This window comes from Aliidiomarina maris, assembly GCF_003987335.1.
GTDB classification, from domain to species: domain Bacteria; phylum Pseudomonadota; class Gammaproteobacteria; order Enterobacterales; family Alteromonadaceae; genus Aliidiomarina; species Aliidiomarina maris.
In genome coordinates this window covers 319,058-337,461 of record NZ_PIPK01000001.1, presented here as the reverse complement: position 1 = coordinate 337,461, position 18,404 = coordinate 319,058, and the positions used below count along the sequence as shown (strand labels likewise).

The 18,404-nt window shown below is 51.3% G+C and carries 16 protein-coding genes and 3 tRNA genes; 15 read left to right on the top strand and 4 right to left on the bottom strand.

All coding sequences use genetic code 11. The features are described 5' to 3' along the window. Positions 1-37: 37 nt before the first annotated feature. Positions 38-1,129: a cell division protein ZipA gene (zipA, locus tag CWE07_RS01645; protein ID WP_157983195.1), complete on the top strand. Its 1,092-nt coding sequence runs from the start codon at positions 38-40 to the stop codon at positions 1,127-1,129. A 6-nt stretch (positions 1,130-1,135) separates the two neighbouring features. Beyond that, a complete protein-coding gene (gene ligA, locus CWE07_RS01640) occupies positions 1,136-3,211 on the top strand; it encodes an NAD-dependent DNA ligase LigA (RefSeq protein WP_111568191.1) in 2,076 nt (691 codons plus the stop codon). Positions 3,212-3,233: 22 nt separating this feature from the next. Here ligA and CWE07_RS01635 read toward each other — a convergent pair whose 3' ends face one another. The 3 genes from CWE07_RS01635 to gloB form a co-directional block, all read right to left on the bottom strand. Continuing rightward, positions 3,234-3,767 (bottom strand): hypothetical protein, encoded by a 534-nt coding sequence (locus CWE07_RS01635; protein WP_111568190.1) that lies wholly within the window; start codon positions 3,765-3,767, stop codon positions 3,234-3,236. Then, positions 3,767-5,389 (bottom strand): LysM peptidoglycan-binding domain-containing protein, encoded by a 1,623-nt coding sequence (locus CWE07_RS01630; protein WP_111568189.1) that lies wholly within the window; start codon positions 5,387-5,389, stop codon positions 3,767-3,769. The genes CWE07_RS01635 and CWE07_RS01630 overlap by 1 nt, the downstream gene beginning before the upstream one ends. A gap of 158 nt (positions 5,390-5,547) precedes the next feature. Next, complete coding sequence (gene gloB / locus CWE07_RS01625) at positions 5,548-6,309, bottom strand: hydroxyacylglutathione hydrolase (protein ID WP_111568365.1); 762 nt, start codon at positions 6,307-6,309, stop codon at positions 5,548-5,550. 55 nt (positions 6,310-6,364) lie between these two features. Between gloB and CWE07_RS01620 the strand changes: the two genes are divergently transcribed. From CWE07_RS01620 to CWE07_RS01600, 5 genes are all read left to right on the top strand, one after another. Beyond that, on the top strand, positions 6,365-7,111 hold the full coding sequence (locus CWE07_RS01620) for a class I SAM-dependent methyltransferase (RefSeq protein ID WP_111568188.1): 747 nt from the start codon (positions 6,365-6,367) through the stop codon (positions 7,109-7,111). A gap of 77 nt (positions 7,112-7,188) precedes the next feature. After that, entirely contained in the window at positions 7,189-7,935 is a 747-nt protein-coding gene (locus CWE07_RS01615; RefSeq protein WP_111568187.1) for a sulfite exporter TauE/SafE family protein, read from the top strand. Between the two features lie 57 nt (positions 7,936-7,992). Continuing rightward, positions 7,993-8,388 (top strand): rhodanese-like domain-containing protein, encoded by a 396-nt coding sequence (locus CWE07_RS01610; protein ID WP_111568186.1) that lies wholly within the window; start codon positions 7,993-7,995, stop codon positions 8,386-8,388. A 17-nt stretch (positions 8,389-8,405) separates the two neighbouring features. Beyond that, positions 8,406-8,828 carry a YeeE/YedE family protein gene (locus CWE07_RS01605; protein WP_111568364.1) on the top strand — a complete coding sequence of 141 codons (423 nt, stop codon included), beginning with the start codon at positions 8,406-8,408 and terminating at the stop codon, positions 8,826-8,828. Next, on the top strand, positions 8,822-9,223 hold the full coding sequence (locus tag CWE07_RS01600) for a DUF6691 family protein (RefSeq protein WP_111568185.1): 402 nt from the start codon (positions 8,822-8,824) through the stop codon (positions 9,221-9,223). The genes CWE07_RS01605 and CWE07_RS01600 overlap by 7 nt, the downstream gene beginning before the upstream one ends. A 2-nt stretch (positions 9,224-9,225) precedes the next feature. Here CWE07_RS01600 and rnhA read toward each other — a convergent pair whose 3' ends face one another. Beyond that, the gene (gene rnhA, locus CWE07_RS01595) at positions 9,226-9,699 is read right to left on the bottom strand and encodes a ribonuclease HI (protein ID WP_111568184.1); all 474 of its coding nucleotides are present in this window, start codon (positions 9,697-9,699) and stop codon (positions 9,226-9,228) included. A 71-nt stretch (positions 9,700-9,770) separates the two neighbouring features. On the opposite strand from rnhA, the gene dnaQ reads away from it, so the two are divergent. The 8 genes from dnaQ to tilS all read left to right on the top strand — a co-directional run bounded on the left by dnaQ (position 9,771) and on the right by tilS (position 18,404). Continuing rightward, positions 9,771-10,502: a DNA polymerase III subunit epsilon gene (gene dnaQ, locus CWE07_RS01590; protein WP_111568183.1), complete on the top strand. Its 732-nt coding sequence runs from the start codon at positions 9,771-9,773 to the stop codon at positions 10,500-10,502. Next, positions 10,499-11,839: a TIGR03503 family protein gene (locus tag CWE07_RS01585; RefSeq protein ID WP_111568182.1), complete on the top strand. Its 1,341-nt coding sequence runs from the start codon at positions 10,499-10,501 to the stop codon at positions 11,837-11,839. The genes dnaQ and CWE07_RS01585 overlap by 4 nt, the downstream gene beginning before the upstream one ends. A gap of 102 nt (positions 11,840-11,941) precedes the next feature. Further along, a tRNA-Asp gene (locus CWE07_RS01580) sits at positions 11,942-12,018 on the top strand. A gap of 47 nt (positions 12,019-12,065) precedes the next feature. Next, positions 12,066-12,142 (top strand) — tRNA-Asp (locus tag CWE07_RS01575). Positions 12,143-12,185: 43 nt separating this feature from the next. Continuing rightward, positions 12,186-12,262, top strand: a tRNA-Asp gene (locus CWE07_RS01570). 265 nt (positions 12,263-12,527) lie between these two features. Continuing rightward, a complete protein-coding gene (gene dnaE / locus CWE07_RS01565; RefSeq protein ID WP_111568181.1) occupies positions 12,528-16,007 on the top strand; it encodes a DNA polymerase III subunit alpha in 3,480 nt (1,159 codons plus the stop codon). 20 nt (positions 16,008-16,027) lie between these two features. After that, positions 16,028-16,984, top strand: a complete 957-nt coding sequence (accA, locus tag CWE07_RS01560; protein ID WP_111568180.1) for an acetyl-CoA carboxylase carboxyl transferase subunit alpha — start codon at positions 16,028-16,030, stop codon at positions 16,982-16,984. Beyond that, positions 16,971-18,404: a tRNA lysidine(34) synthetase TilS gene (gene tilS / locus CWE07_RS01555; RefSeq protein ID WP_111568179.1), complete on the top strand. Its 1,434-nt coding sequence runs from the start codon at positions 16,971-16,973 to the stop codon at positions 18,402-18,404. Before accA ends, tilS begins: the two co-directional genes overlap by 14 nt.

Sequence of the window (18,404 nt, the reverse complement as noted above, 5' to 3'; positions counted from 1 at the left end):
TGATAACAAAAAGGTTTGAGAGTCCAAGATGGATAGTATGCGTACGGTTTTAATTATTATTGGGTTAATGATTATTTTAGCCTTGCTGGCCCATGGCTTGTTGACGATTCGGCGTAACAACCAAGCGGCGAAAGACCGGCGCGAGCAGGTTGAACGCAAACGTAGACGTTCGTCTGAAGATTTATTCAGTCAAAACGAAACCGTTGACGAATCGACGCTGCAAGACCCATTGAAGCCGCGGCCGAGCCGCAAGCAACGAGCCGTGCATGTCGAGCAAGCAAATGCAGATGACAGCGTGCGCGCACAAGTACGCGAACCCGAGTTGGACTTAGGTTTAACCGATGATTTGTTTGCACAGCAAGATTTAGCCGCCGATATCGAGCAAATGGAAATTGATTTAGAAGACGACACATTCGCACAGCGTCAGCAGGCACCTACACGGAAGCGCTCAGAGGCCGACAACGACCAGGCGGAGGCATTGTTGGATGATGTCGAGCCCCGAACCTTGAGCGCTGATGAATCCGGTATTGATAGCGCGGATGAACTTGATATTGACCTCGATGAGGTGGTAACCCGTGACGCATTTGAGGATGACCCAGAGCAGCTGCTAAGTGACGATGAAGAGCATTTAACACGCCAAGCCGATAAGGCGCCCAGCGCAGATAAGAAACAAGCCCCCACCCAAAAAGCGCCTGATATGGAAGTGATCACCTTGTTTGTGACCGGTGACATTCAAGGTGCTATTTTGCTGCAAATGACCGCTGAACTTGGCTTAAAGTACGGCGATATGGACATTTTCCATCGCCATCAAGAGTCTTCTGGCCATGGCCCCGTGTTGTTTAGTGTGGCGAATATGTTTAACCCCGGCACCTTTGATATTACTAATATGGAACGCTTCCACTCCCAGGGCATTGTCTTATTTATGACATTGCCACTTAAAAGCGACGGCCATCAGGCGTTCACTATGATGTATAATGCGGCCAATAAAATTGCCGACGCAATGCCTCGCGCGGCGGTGTTGGATGGTAATCGTAACCCGGTGACCAAGCAATCGGTGCAGCATACCTATCAGCGTATCCGCGAGTTTGAGCGCAAGCAGCGCCTGCAAAAACCTTCAGTTCAGTGGTAAAGGTGAATGACCAAAGCATTAGAACAAGCCAGCGTTGAGCTGGCTAAACTGCGTGAGCGGTTAATCCAGTTAAATAACGAATATTACGTGCAGGACGCTCCCAGTGTACCTGACGCAGAGTACGATAGACTCTTTCAACGCACGCTGGCGTTGGAAGCTGAATTTCCGCAGTTAGCCAGCGATGATTCGCCAACCCAAAAAGTAGGTGCACCACCTGCGGGAGCCTTCGCCAGCGTCACTCACGAAGTGCCAATGTTGTCGTTAGACAATGCCTTTGACCAAGACAGTATGGATAATTTTATCCGTCGCGTCGGTGAGCGTAGTCAAACCTCAGAGTTAACCTGGTGTGCGGAGCCTAAACTAGATGGTGCCGCGGTAAGCTTACTCTACGAAGCAGGCAAGTTGGTGCGTGCGGCGACGCGCGGCGACGGGTATCAAGGTGAAGACATCACCGCCAATGTGCGTACGATTCGCAATGTACCGCTGAAACTGACGGGTAACGTGCCAGAGCGTTTAGAAGTTCGCGGTGAAGTGTTTATGCCGTTGGCCGGTTTTACCGAGTATAACGAGCGTGCGCGCGAGCAAGGCGACAAGGTGTTTGCTAACCCGCGTAATGCGGCTGCGGGTAGTTTACGACAGCTCGATTCGAGAATTACCGCCAAGCGACCCTTGATGTTTTATGCCTATGCCATGGGGCAAGTTGAACCGCAACGTGAGCTTGATGATGATAGTCACTATGCACGGCTAATGCAGCTTAAAGCGTGGGGGCTTCCAGTATGCCCCGAAACACGTCAGTTACCGAATAATGCTGCCTGTCATGGGTATTACGCCGACATCATGGCAAAGCGCGACAGCCTGAAGTATGAAATTGACGGCGTCGTGTTTAAAGTCGATGCGATTGCGCTGCAAGAGACGCTCGGGTTCGTTGCGCGTGCTCCGCGTTGGGCAGTGGCGTATAAATTCCCAGCTCAGGAACAATTAACCTGGTTACAAGGTGTTGATTTTCAGGTTGGGCGCACTGGTGCTATTACCCCAGTAGCTCGCCTTGAACCGGTCAATGTGGCGGGTGTGGTGGTATCAAATGCAACCTTACACAATGCGGATGAAATTGAGCGCTTAGGGGCGCGTATTGGCGACCGCGTCATCATTCGGCGCGCCGGCGACGTGATCCCACAAGTGGTCGGTGTGGTGCTTGACGAACGGCCTGCCGAAACTCATGCCATTGAATTTCCCGTGCAATGTCCGGTGTGTGATTCCGCGGTAGAGCGGGTCGAGGGTGAAGCGGTGGCGCGCTGTAGCGGCGGCTTATATTGCGCGGCGCAGCGCAAGCAAGCGCTGATCCATTATGCTTCACGCAAAGCCATGGACATTGACGGCCTGGGTGACAAGCTAATTGAGGCTTTGGTTGAGCGCGAGTGGGTGACCAGTCCAGTTGATTTATATCGCCTGACCGCACATCAATTGGCCTCGCTGCCGCGCATGGGCGACAAGTCCGCACACAATCTAGTCCGCGCCATTAGCAAAAGCCGTCAAACTACCTTGGCGAAATTTTTATATAGCTTAGGTATACGTGAAGTTGGCGAGGCAACGGCACAAAACCTTGCCACCCATTTTACCTCACTGGAAGCACTCATCAGTGCCAGTCGTGAGCAATTGCAGGAAGTGAACGACGTCGGTGCAGTTGTTGCTGAGCACGTGTATCGGTTTTTCCGGGAACCTCATAACATTGAAGTGATTGAAGGCTTAACGAAGCCACGACAGTGGCCGCATGATGAACAAGACACGCGTGGCTACGTGTATTGGCCGGACCCAACGCCGGTGGCTGGCGCTGATGCCGCTGAGTTGCCGTTCCAGGGCAATACCTATGTGATTACAGGCACCTTGAGCGAGATGACCCGCGATGAAGCTAAGCAGGCGTTGATGGCACTGGGCGCGAAGGTGGCAGGTAGTGTGTCGGCTAAGACGACGGCATTGATTGCTGGCGATAAGGCGGGTTCAAAGCTGAGTAAAGCCGAATCGCTCGGTGTACCGGTGTGGTCTGAAGCCGAGCTGGTAGACGTACTAGCGCGTTATCGCGGCTAGCCAGGCGATTGAACGCCGTGTCCTATTGGGCACGGCGAATCGATAAGTCGCGCAAGGTGCGCTCAGCGACAATGTTACTTAGACCTTGCTCGCTAAACTCAATACGCAGGCGAGGGTGGCTGCTATCAAAGAGAAACTGGCGGTCGTCGATACGTAAGCGCATACCGAAGGAAATATCTGCACTGCTTGCCTGCATCAGCTCAATCTCCCGACCTTCAAATGTCACCTTAAAATGCTTCAACGGCTGTTGACTAAACTCCAGCACATAGGCTTGGCCGTTGCCGTCCATGATCATATTCAAATAATACGATGACGGTGGGTTGTCCCGAAACACGTACTCAGGACCAACCCGGAAGTACCATCCGCGTGTCTGACTTTGCTGAAATCCGATCAACATGTTGATGTCGATTGACTCGCCGCTGGCTAGGGTGGCAGTTCCTTGCATGCGGTGCGAAAACCCACGATCACCGTGCTCGACTTCAGAGCCAACGGCTTTTACCGAGGTAGAGAGCGCCCATAAAATCAGGCAAATGCTAATCAGTAAAAGCCGCTTCATCAGATACTCACCTGGGTCACGTCAACGTACAAGGTTAATTGCTGACCTGGCTGTAAAAAGCGCTCGCGGTTGATTTTATTCCAGCGTTCAATGTCGCTAATGCTCACCCGAAAACGATTCGCGATGCGGTCAAGGGAATCACCTGAACGCACACGATAATGCACGGCGCGCACCACCGCGTCGTTGGTTGCGGCGGCTGGACGCTCTTGTCGCCAAATGGTCAGCGTTTGGCCAGGGCGTAAAAAATCACCCGGTGCCATATTGTTCCAGCTGGCTAAGCTACGTACAGGCACACCATAAGTGCGGCTTAAATCCCAAAGGGTATCGCCACTGACAACTTGGTGATTAATACGATGGTTGCCACGCGACCGGTTTTGCGTTGCAGTACGGCGTTGTTCGGCACTAAGGGTATATTCTACCAAGTCCAAACTTGCCACTGGGATCAGTAGGTGGTCGCCTTGGCGAATAACGTGACCGTCAATATTATTGGCTAATTGAATGGCGCGAGTTGTGGTGCCATATTGCTGTGCGATACGGCTCAATGATTCGCCACTTTTGACTTCATGACGCTGCCAATTCATCCAGTCCTCAGGCGATGACTGAGCTAACTGCTGACTGAAAAGTTCGGCGTTCTCTGCAGGTAACAGTAAACGATGCGGACCATCAGGCCCTGTGGCCCAACGGTTATAGCCCGAATTGAAGCGGTGCAGCTCACTTAAGCTCATGCCTGCCATGTCAGCGGCTTGAGCTAAGTCAATCTGATTGTCCAACTCGACCACAGTTGTCACCGGTTGGTTGGCAATGTAAGTCCAGCTTACACCGTGATCTTCACTATTGCGCAGTAACTCTGCAAGGGCGAGAATTTTCGGCACATAGTTTTGAGTTTCACGAGGCAGGTCGAGTGACCAAAAGTCACTTGGCTGGCCGGCTTGCTCGGCACGACGAATATGTCCGGCAACACGGCCTTGTCCCGCATTATAGGCGGCAAATGCGTGTTCCCAATCGCCATTAAAGGTGCGGTGCAAGCGCTCTAAATAATCCAGTGCTGTTTCGGTGGCGGCCAAAATATCGCGACGGCCGTCGTACCACCAATTAATTTCGATACCATAGTGCACTGCAGTACTTGGAATAAACTGCCAAATACCCGAAGCGCTGCCGTGAGAATAAGCGAAAGTATCGTAGGCACTTTCCACAATCGGAATTAACGCTAATTCAACTGGCAGGTCGCGCTCTTCAATCATCTCAATAATTAAATGTAAGAAGGGTGCGGCCTGTTGCGAAATGCGATTCAGGTAATTTGGATGGCTTTTATACCAGTCAATATGGGTTTGCACGCGTTCATTGTCAGGCACTTCAAGGCTGAGCTGCATGCGAATACGATCCCACAAGTCAGCTTGCTGTTGGGGTGACAAATCGGCACGCATAAGATTTGGCGTGGTGTCATTAACTGTCAGCTTTTTGACGTTGCCATTGGCGGCGAAACGCGCAATACCTTCATCTAAGCTGTCTACGGTTTGAACTTGGTTGCCAGCGGTTGGCCTAAGATTGTCTTGTACCCACTGCGTTGTCTGGCACGCAGACAAAGACAACGCGCTGAGTACGGCAATACTCAATCGTTTCATATAATACCTTTAGCGCACGGCTCTATGGCCTTTTCTCACTTATACCGTGAGTTGATATAAAAACAAAGTCTATATTTTACCCAGCTTGTCGAGCAAAAACTACGCCATTTGTGCTAAGAATTAAGTAAAGTAACCAACAAAGCTACTATCACCTTGAGTTAGAAGTTATCTTTCCACGCGCGCAAACTGGCGAAGACGTCAGTCGGCGATGTCAATGCGTGTTCAGCATGCGCTTGTGCCGCTTGTTTGACGCTATTCACCCGAGTGCGTAAAAATGGGTTGATCTCAAGTTCGAGCGCTAATCTGCTGGGCAGCGTCATCTGATCGTGTTGACGTTTACGTGCAACCCAAGCTTGATGTTGGTGTATTGCTTGGTTATCTGGCTCTACAGCGTTAGCAAAGCTGAGGTTAGCAGCGGTATATTCATGGGCACAGTAGACTTCCGTCTCAGCCGGTAGCGCTGCTAGCTTATCAAGGCTGGCTAAAAATTGCGCCGGTTGGCCTTCAAACATACGCCCGCAGCCCGCAGAAAACAAAGTGTCGCCACAAAAAAGCCACGGCTGTGCATAAAATGCAATATGGTCTAGGGTATGGCCTGGGCATTCTAGCACTGCAAACTCGAGCGCTAGTGCGTCAATATGCACGGTGTTGCCCTCATGAACGGGGTGCGTAATACCGTCAAAACGCGAGTTTTCAGGGCCATACACCGGGCATTCGTGTTGCGCAAGAATGTCGCGCACACCCCCAGTGTGGTCGCCGTGGTGGTGGGTAATCAAGATCGCCGCTAAGCGCAGTTGGTGCTGAGCAATAAACTCGAGTACGCCTGGCGCTTGACCTGGGTCGACCACAATGCAATCGTGTTGGTTATCGATGACCCAGATATAATTATCGTCGAACGCTGGAATAGCGCTTACGTTCATTTGCATAGCATCTACCTATAGCTGTTCAGTTAAGCACTAGTATAAGGGGCTCAAGGTGTTTATTAAACCCGCATTAATTGACCGCGCAAAAGCCCAACCCATGAGTTGGCAGGATATTGCTTTTGGGCGCTGGCTTAGCCGCCAAGAAAAGCTAGCCTTCGATCCGTTCTGGAGTCGTATGGCGGGTGATTACGCACTTACTTTGGGGCCATTGAGCGAGGCGGTTGCTACCGCATGTAAGGCAACTGAAGTTATCAGCGTGCATGCGGGCGATAGCGCTCGAGTGCGAGCTGATTTAATGGCGCTACCTTTTGCTAAACGCAGTGTCGATATGTGCGTGATGGCGCATGTACTGGAATATGCGCGAGATCCCCATCAAGTGCTGCGTGAAGCCGACCGTTGCCTGGCTTTTGACGGTTACCTCGTGATCTCTGCATTCAACCCACTGGCGCTTGCCAACTTGACTGGTTTATGGCCGTCGCACTTTGGGCGCGCACCATGGAACTGCCGCTTACTCACTCGCCAACGCGTCGCCGACTGGCTAAGCTTATTAAACTATGAAGTGCTCACCCAAGGGTATGTCAGTGAGCACGCACTTTGGTTCGGTGATGAGTCGGCGATTGAGCAGCGCAGTAACCCGCTGTGTCACCATGTACCTTGGCTGCGTGGCAGCTATTTTATGATTGCACGTAAGCGCGTGTACCCGTTAACCCCCAACCCAAGCTTTTTACGTTTTGCGCAGCCGATGCGCAGTGCTCAGCCCGCTCAAGCACGCTGGAACAACCCCGTTGACAAATATTAATTAATACTTATAATTGTGGTTATATACATATTCTAAAAAAGAATATTGTTTTAACCTTGGTAGAGGATACGCAACACATGGTGTTATTGGGTGCTCTGATTATAGGTCTTAGTTTGGGCTTGTTTGGCTCGGGCGGCTCTATTTTAACGGTGCCCGTGTTGCTGTACTTACTACACCAACCCCCGCAAGTCGCAATCGCTTCATCGCTACTGATTGTCGCAGGTATCAGCGCGTTTGGTTCGGTACGAAATGGCATAAAAGGCTTAATTAGCTGGCGCCATGTGGCGCTATTTGGTGTGCCTGGCATCTTTGGTACTTGGTTAGGCGCTTTGGCAGGCCTAATGGTTGATCCACGTTGGCAATTATTGGTGTTTGCGCTGCTCATGGTAGTGGCAGCATGGATGATGTGGCGCGTGAAGCTACCTGAAGCCACCCAGCCTGTGGTGATTAAGCCCTACAAGGTCATGTTGGAAGGTACGCTAGTGGGCGCCATTACTGGCTTTGTAGGCGTCGGTGGCGGCTTCTTAATTGTCCCTGCCTTGGTGTTATTGGCCGGGCTGAGCTTACCGATTGGGGTGGCGACCAGCTTAGTCATTATCGCGCTGAAATCGACGGTCGGTTTTGCCCAGTATTATGTACCTATGGTCAACGCCGGCTATGAATTCGACCTGCAAGTGATTGTGACCATGGTGGTTGCTGGTGTCTTAGGCAGTTATGTCGGTAGTTGGTTAGGAAGCCACCTGCCCAAGCAACGGATGCAACAGGGCTTTGCGGTCTTTTTATTGATGATGGCGGTGGTAGTTATCTACCAATCTGTCTGGTAGTTACAACAACTTACCAGCATTGACTTTAGATAGATTCGATTTAAATAGGAGAGAATGATGAAAACAGCACAACAATTAGTTGCAGAAGCAAAACAACGCATCCAAGAGGTGAGTGTCAATGATTTAGCTCAAGTCCTTGAAACCGATGCGCTGATTATCGACACCCGCGAGCCGGCAGAATATGCCGACCATCATATCGCTCAGGCAGTGAACTTGCCACGTGGCGTACTTGAATTTCAATTGGCGAGTCACCCGCAGGTGGTTGCCAGCGGTTGTGCCCCCGAAGTGGCGCTAGAACAGCTGCGTCAACGCCCAACCTACTTAATTTGCCGCTCAGGCGGACGTTCTGCGTTGGCAGCTGATGCGCTGCAGCAAATGGGATTGGAGCGTGTGTACTCAGTGGCTGGTGGTATGCAAGCGTGGGTGGATGCCGACAAACCAGTGGTTAAATAATCAAGCGAGTATCAATGATGGAAAACTTTACACCGTTCAGCGCATTGGCGGGTGGCGCGATGATCGGCGCCGGTGCACTTATATTGTGGCTATTTCTGGGCCGTATTGCGGGCATTTCAGGCATTACCCAGCAAGCGTTTACCAACGCCCAAGGCCGCGGCTGGCGGCTAGCCTTTGTCGCTGGCTTGTTATGTGGACCCTTGGTGCTGACATCATTCTGGCAAGACTTTAGTTACGCCACGCCGCAATTGGGCTGGCAAGTGGTGGTGGCTGGCTTATTGGTGGGTATCGGTACAGGGTTAGGCTCTGGCTGTACCTCGGGTCATGGTATTTGCGGTATCGGGCGACTGTCGAAGCGCTCACTCAGCGCAACTATAGTGTTTATGCTCGCAGGCGTATTGATCGCCACGGCATTCACCCAAGGAGCGGCGACATGGTAATTATCATTGCATTTTTAAGTGGCTTACTAATGACCTTGGGCATGGCAGTCTCAGCCATGATAGACCCGAATAAAGTACTTGGCTTTTTACATATTGGCCCGAACTGGGACCCAAGCTTGGCCTTAGTGATGGCTGCTGCGTTGGCCGTTTTCGCGCCGGGTTACTTCCTGAGTAAAAAACGCCAAGCGCCGGTATGTGAGCGCGAATTTCATGCCCCAACCAACCAGCAGATTGACCGTCGCCTATTAGTCGGCGCGGTGCTATTCGGGCTTGGCTGGGGATTAGTCGGATATTGCCCGGGTCCCGCGATTGCCGCGTTAACCTCGGGCAGTATCGCAACCATCACATTTGTAGCGTGCATGGGACTAGGTTGGTTCGTCAGTCGTAAAATCTAACCTTACGCGTTGGCGTCGTACCCGTAGTCTTCCTCATGCGGGCCTTGCTCTGCGGCTGACCGTGCAAGTTGGTCGCATTGCTCATTCTGTGGGTGACCCGAATGCCCCTTGACCCAATGCCAGTTGATGTCATGACGCACAATGGCTTGGTCCAGGGCTTGCCATAAATCTTGATTTTTAACCGGTTTCTTACTTGCAGTCATCCAACCTTTCTTTTTCCATCCATGAATCCATTTCGTAATCCCTTGGCGAACATACTCACTATCGGTATATAGTTCGACCGCACAACGCTTTTTTAACGCGTTCAGTGCCACTACGGTGGCCATCAGCTCCATACGGTTATTGGTGGTTAAACGAAATCCTTGCTGCATGGTTTTTTCATGCTTACCGGCTTGTAATACAATGCCGTATCCGCCAGGTCCTGGGTTCCCCAAGCAGGACCCATCGGTAAATATATCCACATGCTGTAAAGGCATACTTCTTCTCGCGTGGTGATGTTGCTACTATAAGCCCGCATTTATATAAGTACAGACAGCGAAGGTGATACATGCACGAACTGACAGACTCGCAAGCCCGCCGCCAAATCGTGTTAGATACGGAAACCACAGGTATCGACCCGAAACAGGGACATCGTATCATTGAAATTGGCTGTGTCGAGTTAATCGATCGTAAACTGACTGGGCGTCATTACCATGTGTACCTGAATCCTGAGCGCTTGGTTGAAGAAGAAGCTATTCAAATTCATGGTATCACCAACGAATTCTTACAAGACAAGCCCGTGTTTGCGCAAATCGCAGATGAGTTTGTTGATTTCATTCGTGGCGCCGAACTAGTCATCCACAACGCGCCCTTCGACGTCGGTCATATGGATCATGAGTTCGCGCGCCTTAATTCTGATTATCGCGTGGACCGCATTGCTGATGTGCTTGACACCCTGGCACTCGCGCGCAAGTTATACCCAGGCCAGCGCGTTAGCTTGGACGCTCTGTGTAAACGCTTCGATATTGATAATTCACACCGCGAGCTGCACGGCGCTTTGTTAGATGCGGAGATCTTAGCCGATGTGTATCTATGGATGTCTGGTGGGCAGCGTAAATTATCGCTGCAGGACAAAGGCGCGGACGGGGCGGGGATTGACCCGACAGCCATTCGCCGTTTAGATAATCAGCGCCCCGCGCTAAAGGTTTTAGCTGCGTCGGCCGAAGAAGAGAAAGCGCATCTTGAGCGCATTCGTCAGCTCAGCGAGAAGGGAGGGCCGTCTCTTTGGCCGCAACAATGATAAAATTTGGCAATGCCATAAGCGTCGCACTGAGTAGCTTGCTGATGTGTGTGGCGCTTATCGGTGTCGTGTCGGTGCCTAAGGCGTCAGCGCAGACCAGCGAACGCCTGCCAAACCCCTACGACGCGTTTCGTCTGGCGGACATGACCCCTGACTCGCAACTACCTCTATTGGGCGATCGCTTTCGCATTGACGACCATATTGATGAAATCACTATGGTGTTTTTCCGCCAAACCCAAAGCCGTCCAGTGGTACTGATTCTGCCCGATGGCAGTAAATGGTATAGCTCACGTCACCCTGAGCATGTGCGCTGGGAATCCGGGCCTGGCTTTGATCAAGTCAGAATTCAAAACCCGATGCGTGGGCCTTGGCAAGTATCTGGCGAGTTGCGCTCAGAAAGTCGCTTGATGGTGATTTCCGATTTAACTTTTCAAGCGGACCCTTTACCTGAGTTGATTTTTCGCGGTGAACGTCTTGCCGTGACGGGGCGCTTTTCAGAAGCCGGTGAGCCCATTGAACAACGTGATTTTCGTAACGCGATTGAAATGCAAATGTACTTGGTCAGCACCAATAGCGAAAATGAAGAGAACTTTGGTCTGAATCCACGTCTTGTCGGTGAATTTGTCGATGACGGACGAGGTTTAGACGCACGTGCCCGAGACGGTGAATTTACTGGTGAAATTGATTTCAGCGTGCCGACGGGATCTTATATTCCGTCGTACCGTGCGCACACCCCTTTGTATCAACGTACTTTCGAGCAGCCTCCGATTCGAATCACTCGCTTGCCAGCGACCACCCATGTAGACGTCTCAGAAGTGGCTGAGCGTTCGCATCGGCTCGAGTTCAAAGTGAATGATGCATACTTCGACCCCGCAGATATTGTTTTGCGCGGTGAAGTAGAGTTTCCTAATGGTGAACTGCAGCTGATAGATATTCGTACCAAACAAGGTGATAGCTTGGTGCAACGCATTCCAAACTATGTCACTGGGTTGTTTAGTGTGCGTGCCACTTTGTATGCAACGTCACGCCACGACGGTCGTGAAATAGTGGCGCAATTGGACGACTACGAATTTATTTCCCGTCAACCAGAGCCACCAGGCCCAAGTGACGAGGAATTGATGCAGCAGCGTTTGGCAGAACGTGAAGCCGCGGCAGTCGCGCGTATCGAAGCTGAGCAGCAAGCCCAGCGTAGTCAGGTTCGCATACTGATGATGATCATTGCATTTAACTTGTTATTGGCGACAAGTTGGATTGTTTGGCTACTTTGGCGCAAAGGTATGATTGGTAAGCGCGGGGCTAAACCGGCGAAGAAAGGCGCAAAGAAAGCTAAAAAGTGAGCGTTTTGATGATTTCGTGCGCAAACGCGCATAAACCTTAAAAAAGGGGTTGACTGAGGCGCAGGCTGCTCGTATTATCCTCGCCGCATTGAGGGCAAACGTGGAGCGGTAGTTCAGTTGGTTAGAATACCGGCCTGTCACGCCGGGGGTCGCGGGTTCGAGTCCCGTCCGCTCCGCCAACTCAACTCTCAATGTAAGTAGTACCTGACGTAATGCCACGTGCAGTGGAGCGGTAGTTCAGTTGGTTAGAATACCGGCCTGTCACGCCGGGGGTCGCGGGTTCGAGTCCCGTCCGCTCCGCCATTTGCACAAGGTTTACGACGCTACATCCTGAGTTTCTTAGTGTGGAGCGGTAGTTCAGTTGGTTAGAATACCGGCCTGTCACGCCGGGGGTCGCGGGTTCGAGTCCCGTCCGCTCCGCCACTTAAGAACTAAGCTCAGGAAAAAAGAATCGCCTTCATGGCGATTTTTTTGTTTCTAGTGCTGCAATCTTTTCCTAACGCCTATTTTCTACTTTAAACCTCTGCATTTCGGCACTTGGCTACCGGTGTAAGCGCACCGTTAATCAAGACTTAAACGGTGGTTATCCGCGCCGCTTTAAGGCACAATGTTTGCCCCCGTTGCGCGGCTATCTTTAGCTGTTTATGCGTTGAGCGGCGACACGATATAGACTATTGAAAGGGTTAAAATGTCGAATCAACCAAGTTTCATTCATTTGCGTGTACATAGCGATTTTTCCATGCTGGATGGCCTGCAAAAAGTGGTGCCGCTATGCAAGCGCGCTGCGGAACTTGGTATGCCGGCGATGGCATTGACTGACCAAATGAACTTATGCGGTTTAGTCCGTTACTACAAAACGTCTGAAAGCCTGGGCATGAAGCCATTGATTGGTGCTGACGTTTGGGTGCTCAATGAGGACTGGCCTGAACAACCGTTTCGCTTAACCTTGATAGCCAAAGATAATCAGGGCTATCAGAATCTTACCAGATTGATTTCAGACGCCTATTTACGTGGGCACAGATGCCAGCGACCCTGCATTGACCAAGCTTGGCTCGGCGAGCGCCATAGTGGCTTAATCATCCTTTCAGGCGCGCGCGATGGCGATGTCGGGCGTGCTTTGCTGACCAACAACCACAAAGCTTTACACAATAGCGTGGCGTTTTATCAACAGCACTTCGCAAATCACTATTATTTGGAATTAATTCGTACGGGACGGCCGCAGGAAGAAGATTATATTCATTTAGCCGTGGATTTAGCGGCGCAGCATGGGCTGCCTGTTGTGGCTACCAATGAAGTGGTGTTTACCCAAACCAGCGATTTTGACGCCCACGAAATTCGCGTTGCAATTCACGATGGTTATACCTTGGGTGATCCGCGCCGACCGCAGCTATACAGCGAACAGCAATACATGCGCAGCAGCGAAGAGATGGCGGAATTGTTTGCTGATATTCCTGAAGCACTCGCCAATAGTGTGGAAATAGCCAAGCGTTGTAACGTCACGGTACGTTTGGATGAGTACTTCCTGCCCGATTTTCCGACCGGTGATATGACCATTGCCGACTTCTTGGTCAAAGTATCCGAGCAGGGTCTTGAAGAACGTTTAGAATTTCTATTTCCCGACCCTGAAGAGCGTGCGGCTAAGCGTCCTGAATATGACGAGCGCCTGGCGATTGAGCTTAAAGTGATCAATGACATGGGTTTCCCTGGTTACTTCTTGATCGTCATGGAGTTTATTCAGTGGAGTAAAGATAACAATATCCCAGTTGGTCCGGGGCGGGGCTCAGGGGCAGGCTCGCTGGTGGCTTATGCGCTGAAGATCACCGACTTAGACCCACTCGAGTTCGACCTACTCTTCGAACGCTTCTTAAACCCGGAACGGGTATCGATGCCAGACTTCGATGTCGACTTCTGTATGGACCGTCGCGATGAGGTGATCGACCACGTCGCAGAGTTATATGGCCGCGACGCTGTATCCCAGATTATCACCTTCGGTACCATGGCGGCCAAGGCCGCAGTGCGTGACGTAGGGCGAGTCTTGAGTCATCCGTATGGATTCGTCGACCGCATTTCTAAGCTCATTCCGGGCACGCCGGGGATGACATTGGCGAAGGCGTTCGAGGAAGAGCCAAGACTTGAACAGCTGTACCAAGAAGACGAAGATGTCAAAGAAGTGATCAACATGGCGCGGCGCCTTGAAGGGGTCACACGTAACGCGGGTAAGCATGCGGGTGGAGTAGTCATATCGCCAACTACCATCACTGATTTTGCACCAATTTACTGCGACGAAGAGGGTAATTTCCCAGTCACTCAGTTCGATAAGAATGACGTTGAAACCGCAGGTCTGGTCAAATTCGACTTCCTTGGTTTACGCACCCTGACCATTATTCAATGGGCGCTGGACATGGTAAACCCGCGATTGCAAAAGGCGGGCAAACCAATCATTGATATTGCCGCGATTCCACTGGATGACAAAGCTTGCTTTACCTCACTGAAAAAGGCGGAAACTACCGCAGTATTTCAGCTTGAATCCCGCGGTATGAAGGAGCTGATCAAACGCCTATTGCCGGATAGTTTCGAGGACATTATCGCATTGGTCGCTCTTTTCAGACCGGGCCCATTACAATCGGGCATGGTGGATAACTTCATTGACCGCAAGCACGGGCGTGAAGCCATTTCTTATCCCGATGCCCAATACCAGCATGAGTCATTGCAGCCGATTCTTGAGCCGACTTACGGGGTTATTTTATACCAAGAGCAGGTGATGCAGATCGCTCAGGTCTTGGCAGGTTATAGCCTCGGTGGCGCTGACTTATTACGCCGTGCGATGGGTAAAAAGAAGCCCGAAGAAATGGCCAAGCAGCGTGAAGTATTTCAAGATGGCGCTGCGAAAAACGGGATTGACCCAGATCTTGCAATTAAAATCTTCGATCTGGTAGAGAAATTCGCTGGATATGGCTTTAACAAGTCGCACTCTGCTGCGTATGCGTTAGTCTCATACCAAACTTTGTGGATGAAGGTGCATTTCCCCAGCGAGTTTATGGCGGCGGTGATGTCGGCGGATATGGACAACACCGATAAAATTGTCACTTTGGTGGATGAGTGCGAGCGCATGGGGCTGACCATTCTGCCGCCTGACGTGAATGCCGGTGAATACAAGTTTAGCGTCGATGAGCAGTCGCGCATTGTATATGGCATTGGAGCAATTAAGGGCGTCGGCGAGGGGCCGATAGAATCGATTATTGCGGCGCGTAGTGCTGAAGGCGCATTCAGCGATTTATTCGATTTTTGCCGTCGCGTCGATTTGAAAAAATTGAATCGACGGGTGATGGAGCGCCTGATTAAAGCCGGCGCGCTGGATAGCCTCGGTCCAACCCGTGCTATCTTAATGGCCAGCTTAGAAAAAGCGATGAAACAAGCGGACCAAGCCGCCAAAGACGAAGCGATGGGCCAAGCTGACTTATTTGGTGTGTTAACGGTAGAACCTGCGGCGATAGAGGCCGAATTTGTGCAGGTGTCGCCGTGGCCCGAGCCCGTATGGTTAGACTACGAGCGTGAAACTTTAGGTTTATACCTGACCGGACACCCAATAAATCGCTACCGTAAAGAGCTTAAGCGCTATGCCAGCGGACGTTTAAATGATTTGAATGAAACCCCTCGAGGTCAGTACGTCAGTGCAGCAGGTTTGGTGCTCGACATTCGACCCATGGTCAATAAAAAGGGCCAGCGCTGGGCTATCGTGACTTTAGATGACAAAAGCACTCGAATGGATGTACGCTTATATACACAAGAGTTCGAAAAGTACGAGGACTTGCTGCAAAAAGACACTATTTTGTGGGTAAAAGGAGAAGTCCGATTTGATAACTTCAGTGGCGGCAATACAATGACCGCTTATGAAGTGATGACAATAGAGCAAGCACGGGCACAATACGTTAAAGGGTTACACATAGACCTTGACGTCGCAGCGCTCGACCAAGCCGTGATACTGCGGGTCGAACAAGCCTTGCAACAAGCTAGCGGCGGGCTCTGCCCGGTGCTGCTAAAATGTCAGCTAGATGATATTAGTGTGGCGCTGAAGCCCAGCGCGAGTTGGTATGTCGAACCAACTGATGCCTTATTGTACGAATTGTGGGATACCTTAGGTACCAGTCAGGTGGCACTGGTCTTTTAACCGAATGTTGGAATACTCGAATGAGCTTGAATTTTCTGGATTTTGAACAACCTATCGCTGAGCTGGAAGCGCAAATTGACGAGCTTAAAAGTGTCAGCGCTAAAGGTGATTTTAATATCGACCTTGAAAAAGAGGTGAAGCAGTTACAGAAGAAGCGCTCTGAACTGATCGGCAAGATTTTTGCTGATTTGTCGTCTTGGCAGGTTGCTCAGTTAGCCCGTCATCCGCAACGACCTTACACGCTGGATTACATTCAGCATGTATTTACCGACTTTGAAGAGCTGGCAGGCGACCGCGCTTTTGCCGACGACAAAGCTATTATTGGCGGGATGGCGCGTATTGATGGGCAGCCAGTGATGGTCATTGGTCATCAAAAAGGCCGTGAAACCAAAGAAAAAGTTCGCCGCAATTTTGGTATGCCAAAGCCTGAAGGTTACCGTAAAGCATTGCGTTTAATGGAAATGGCCGAGCGCTTCAAGCTACCGATCCTAACCTTTATTGATACCCCTGGCGCATACCCAGGCGTGGGCGCTGAAGAGCGTGGGCAAAGTGAAGCGATTGCACGCAATTTGAAAGTGATGGCGCGCTTGAAGGTGCCAACGATTTGTACCGTGATTGGTGAAGGTGGTTCTGGCGGCGCATTGGCAATTGGTGTGGGCGATCGCGTTAACATGCTGCAATACAGCACCTATTCGGTCATTTCACCGGAAGGCTGTGCTTCGATTTTATGGAAAAGCGCGAGCAAAGCTGAATTAGCTGCCGACGCCATGGGTGTAACGGCTCAGCGATCCCACGAATTGGGCTTAATTGATACCATTATTGAAGAGCCACTTGGCGGCGCGCACCGTAGTCATGAAGGCATGGCAAAGAACTTGAAAGCACAATTGCTTAAAGACTTACAAAGTCTGCAAGGCTTAGACACCGATACCTTGCTGGATCGCCGATACGAGAAATTAATGAATTTTGGCTACTGTTAAGTCGATTAGCGATACGTTTTATCAGCACTATTGCAGGGCCCTTGCTAAAGTGGTGGCTCACCACTCGGTACAGCAGGGGCCGTTGTCGATCGTGGTGGCGCTGGGCGGTGGCGCAGACTCCCAAAGCGTACTCGATTTAACCTTGCGCTATCGCGAGGAGCACCCGCAGCATCATTACCTGGCCATTCACCTCGACCATTATTTTCATCCGCATTCGCCAAAGTGGGCTGAATTTTTACGCCAGCAATGCATTCAGCACGGTATCGCGCATATCGTTGAGCCCTTAGACGTTCCCAAGCAAGGGCGTGCAAGCAAAGAGGCGCTGGGGCGTGAGGCGCGTTACAGTCGGATGGCACAACTGACCGACCCACGAGCCGTGATCTTGCTTGGCCATCATTTAAGTGACCAAAGTGAGACCTTCTTACTGCAGCTAAAACGTGGGGCCGGTCCGAAAGGGCTTGCAGCGATGGCGCCCATTGCCCCCTTTACCGATCAGCGCTTGCTGGTGCGGCCGTTACTTGGGCTCAATAAAGCGCAGATATACCAATATGCGCAAGCACGCAAACTACAATGGATAGAAGACGATACCAACACCGACACCCGCATTGAACGTAACTTCCTGCGTCATCAGGTATTGCCCGTGTTAACCGCCCGATGGCCGCAGTTTGAAACGACTTTAGCGCGTTCTGCGGCGTTATGTGCTGAGCAGCAGAACTTATTAGACGAACTGTTAGCGGCTGAACTCGCGTCGCGTAGTGACGGCCAGCGCTTACATATTGAGGGTTTTCTAAGCTATTCGAGCGCACGCCAGAGAGCCTTGATTCGTCAATTCATTGACCAGCAAAACCAGCAATTGCCAACTTGGGCACCGCAGCGCTTGCGCCTTCCAAGCCAAGCGCAGTTAGAGCAGGTGATTAGCCAGTTGGCTAACACTCGCGCTCAGGTCAGTTGCAGTGATTATCAGCTGTGTAGTTTCGCCAATTATTTGTATTTAGTGCCGCACTTTGGCGCACTCACTGATGTGACCGCACCACTGCCTTGGCCAACTGAGGCACAACCAAGTCAAGTGATCTTAGCGGATGATATTGGCGTCGTGGTTGCGACCTGGCAGTCCGAAATACCGATGCCCTTGCCAACTGACCTTCTCGCAGTGTCATTGGTGCAGGACGGTGATGAATTTATGCGTCGCACCGATGGCAGCCGCCAGCGCTTAAAGCCGTGGTTAAAGAAACGTCAGCTCGCGCCGTGGTGGCGACAACGGTGGCCATGTGTGCGTTTTAAAGGTGAACTGCTTTGGGTTGCAGGTTTTGGCTATAATATGGCGCACCCTGACGCGCAAACTTGGGCACAGCTGCTGCGTTTAGATTACCAACCTGGCATGCGTGGTGCGCCATTGCAGCAATGGCCTCATCCCGCGTGA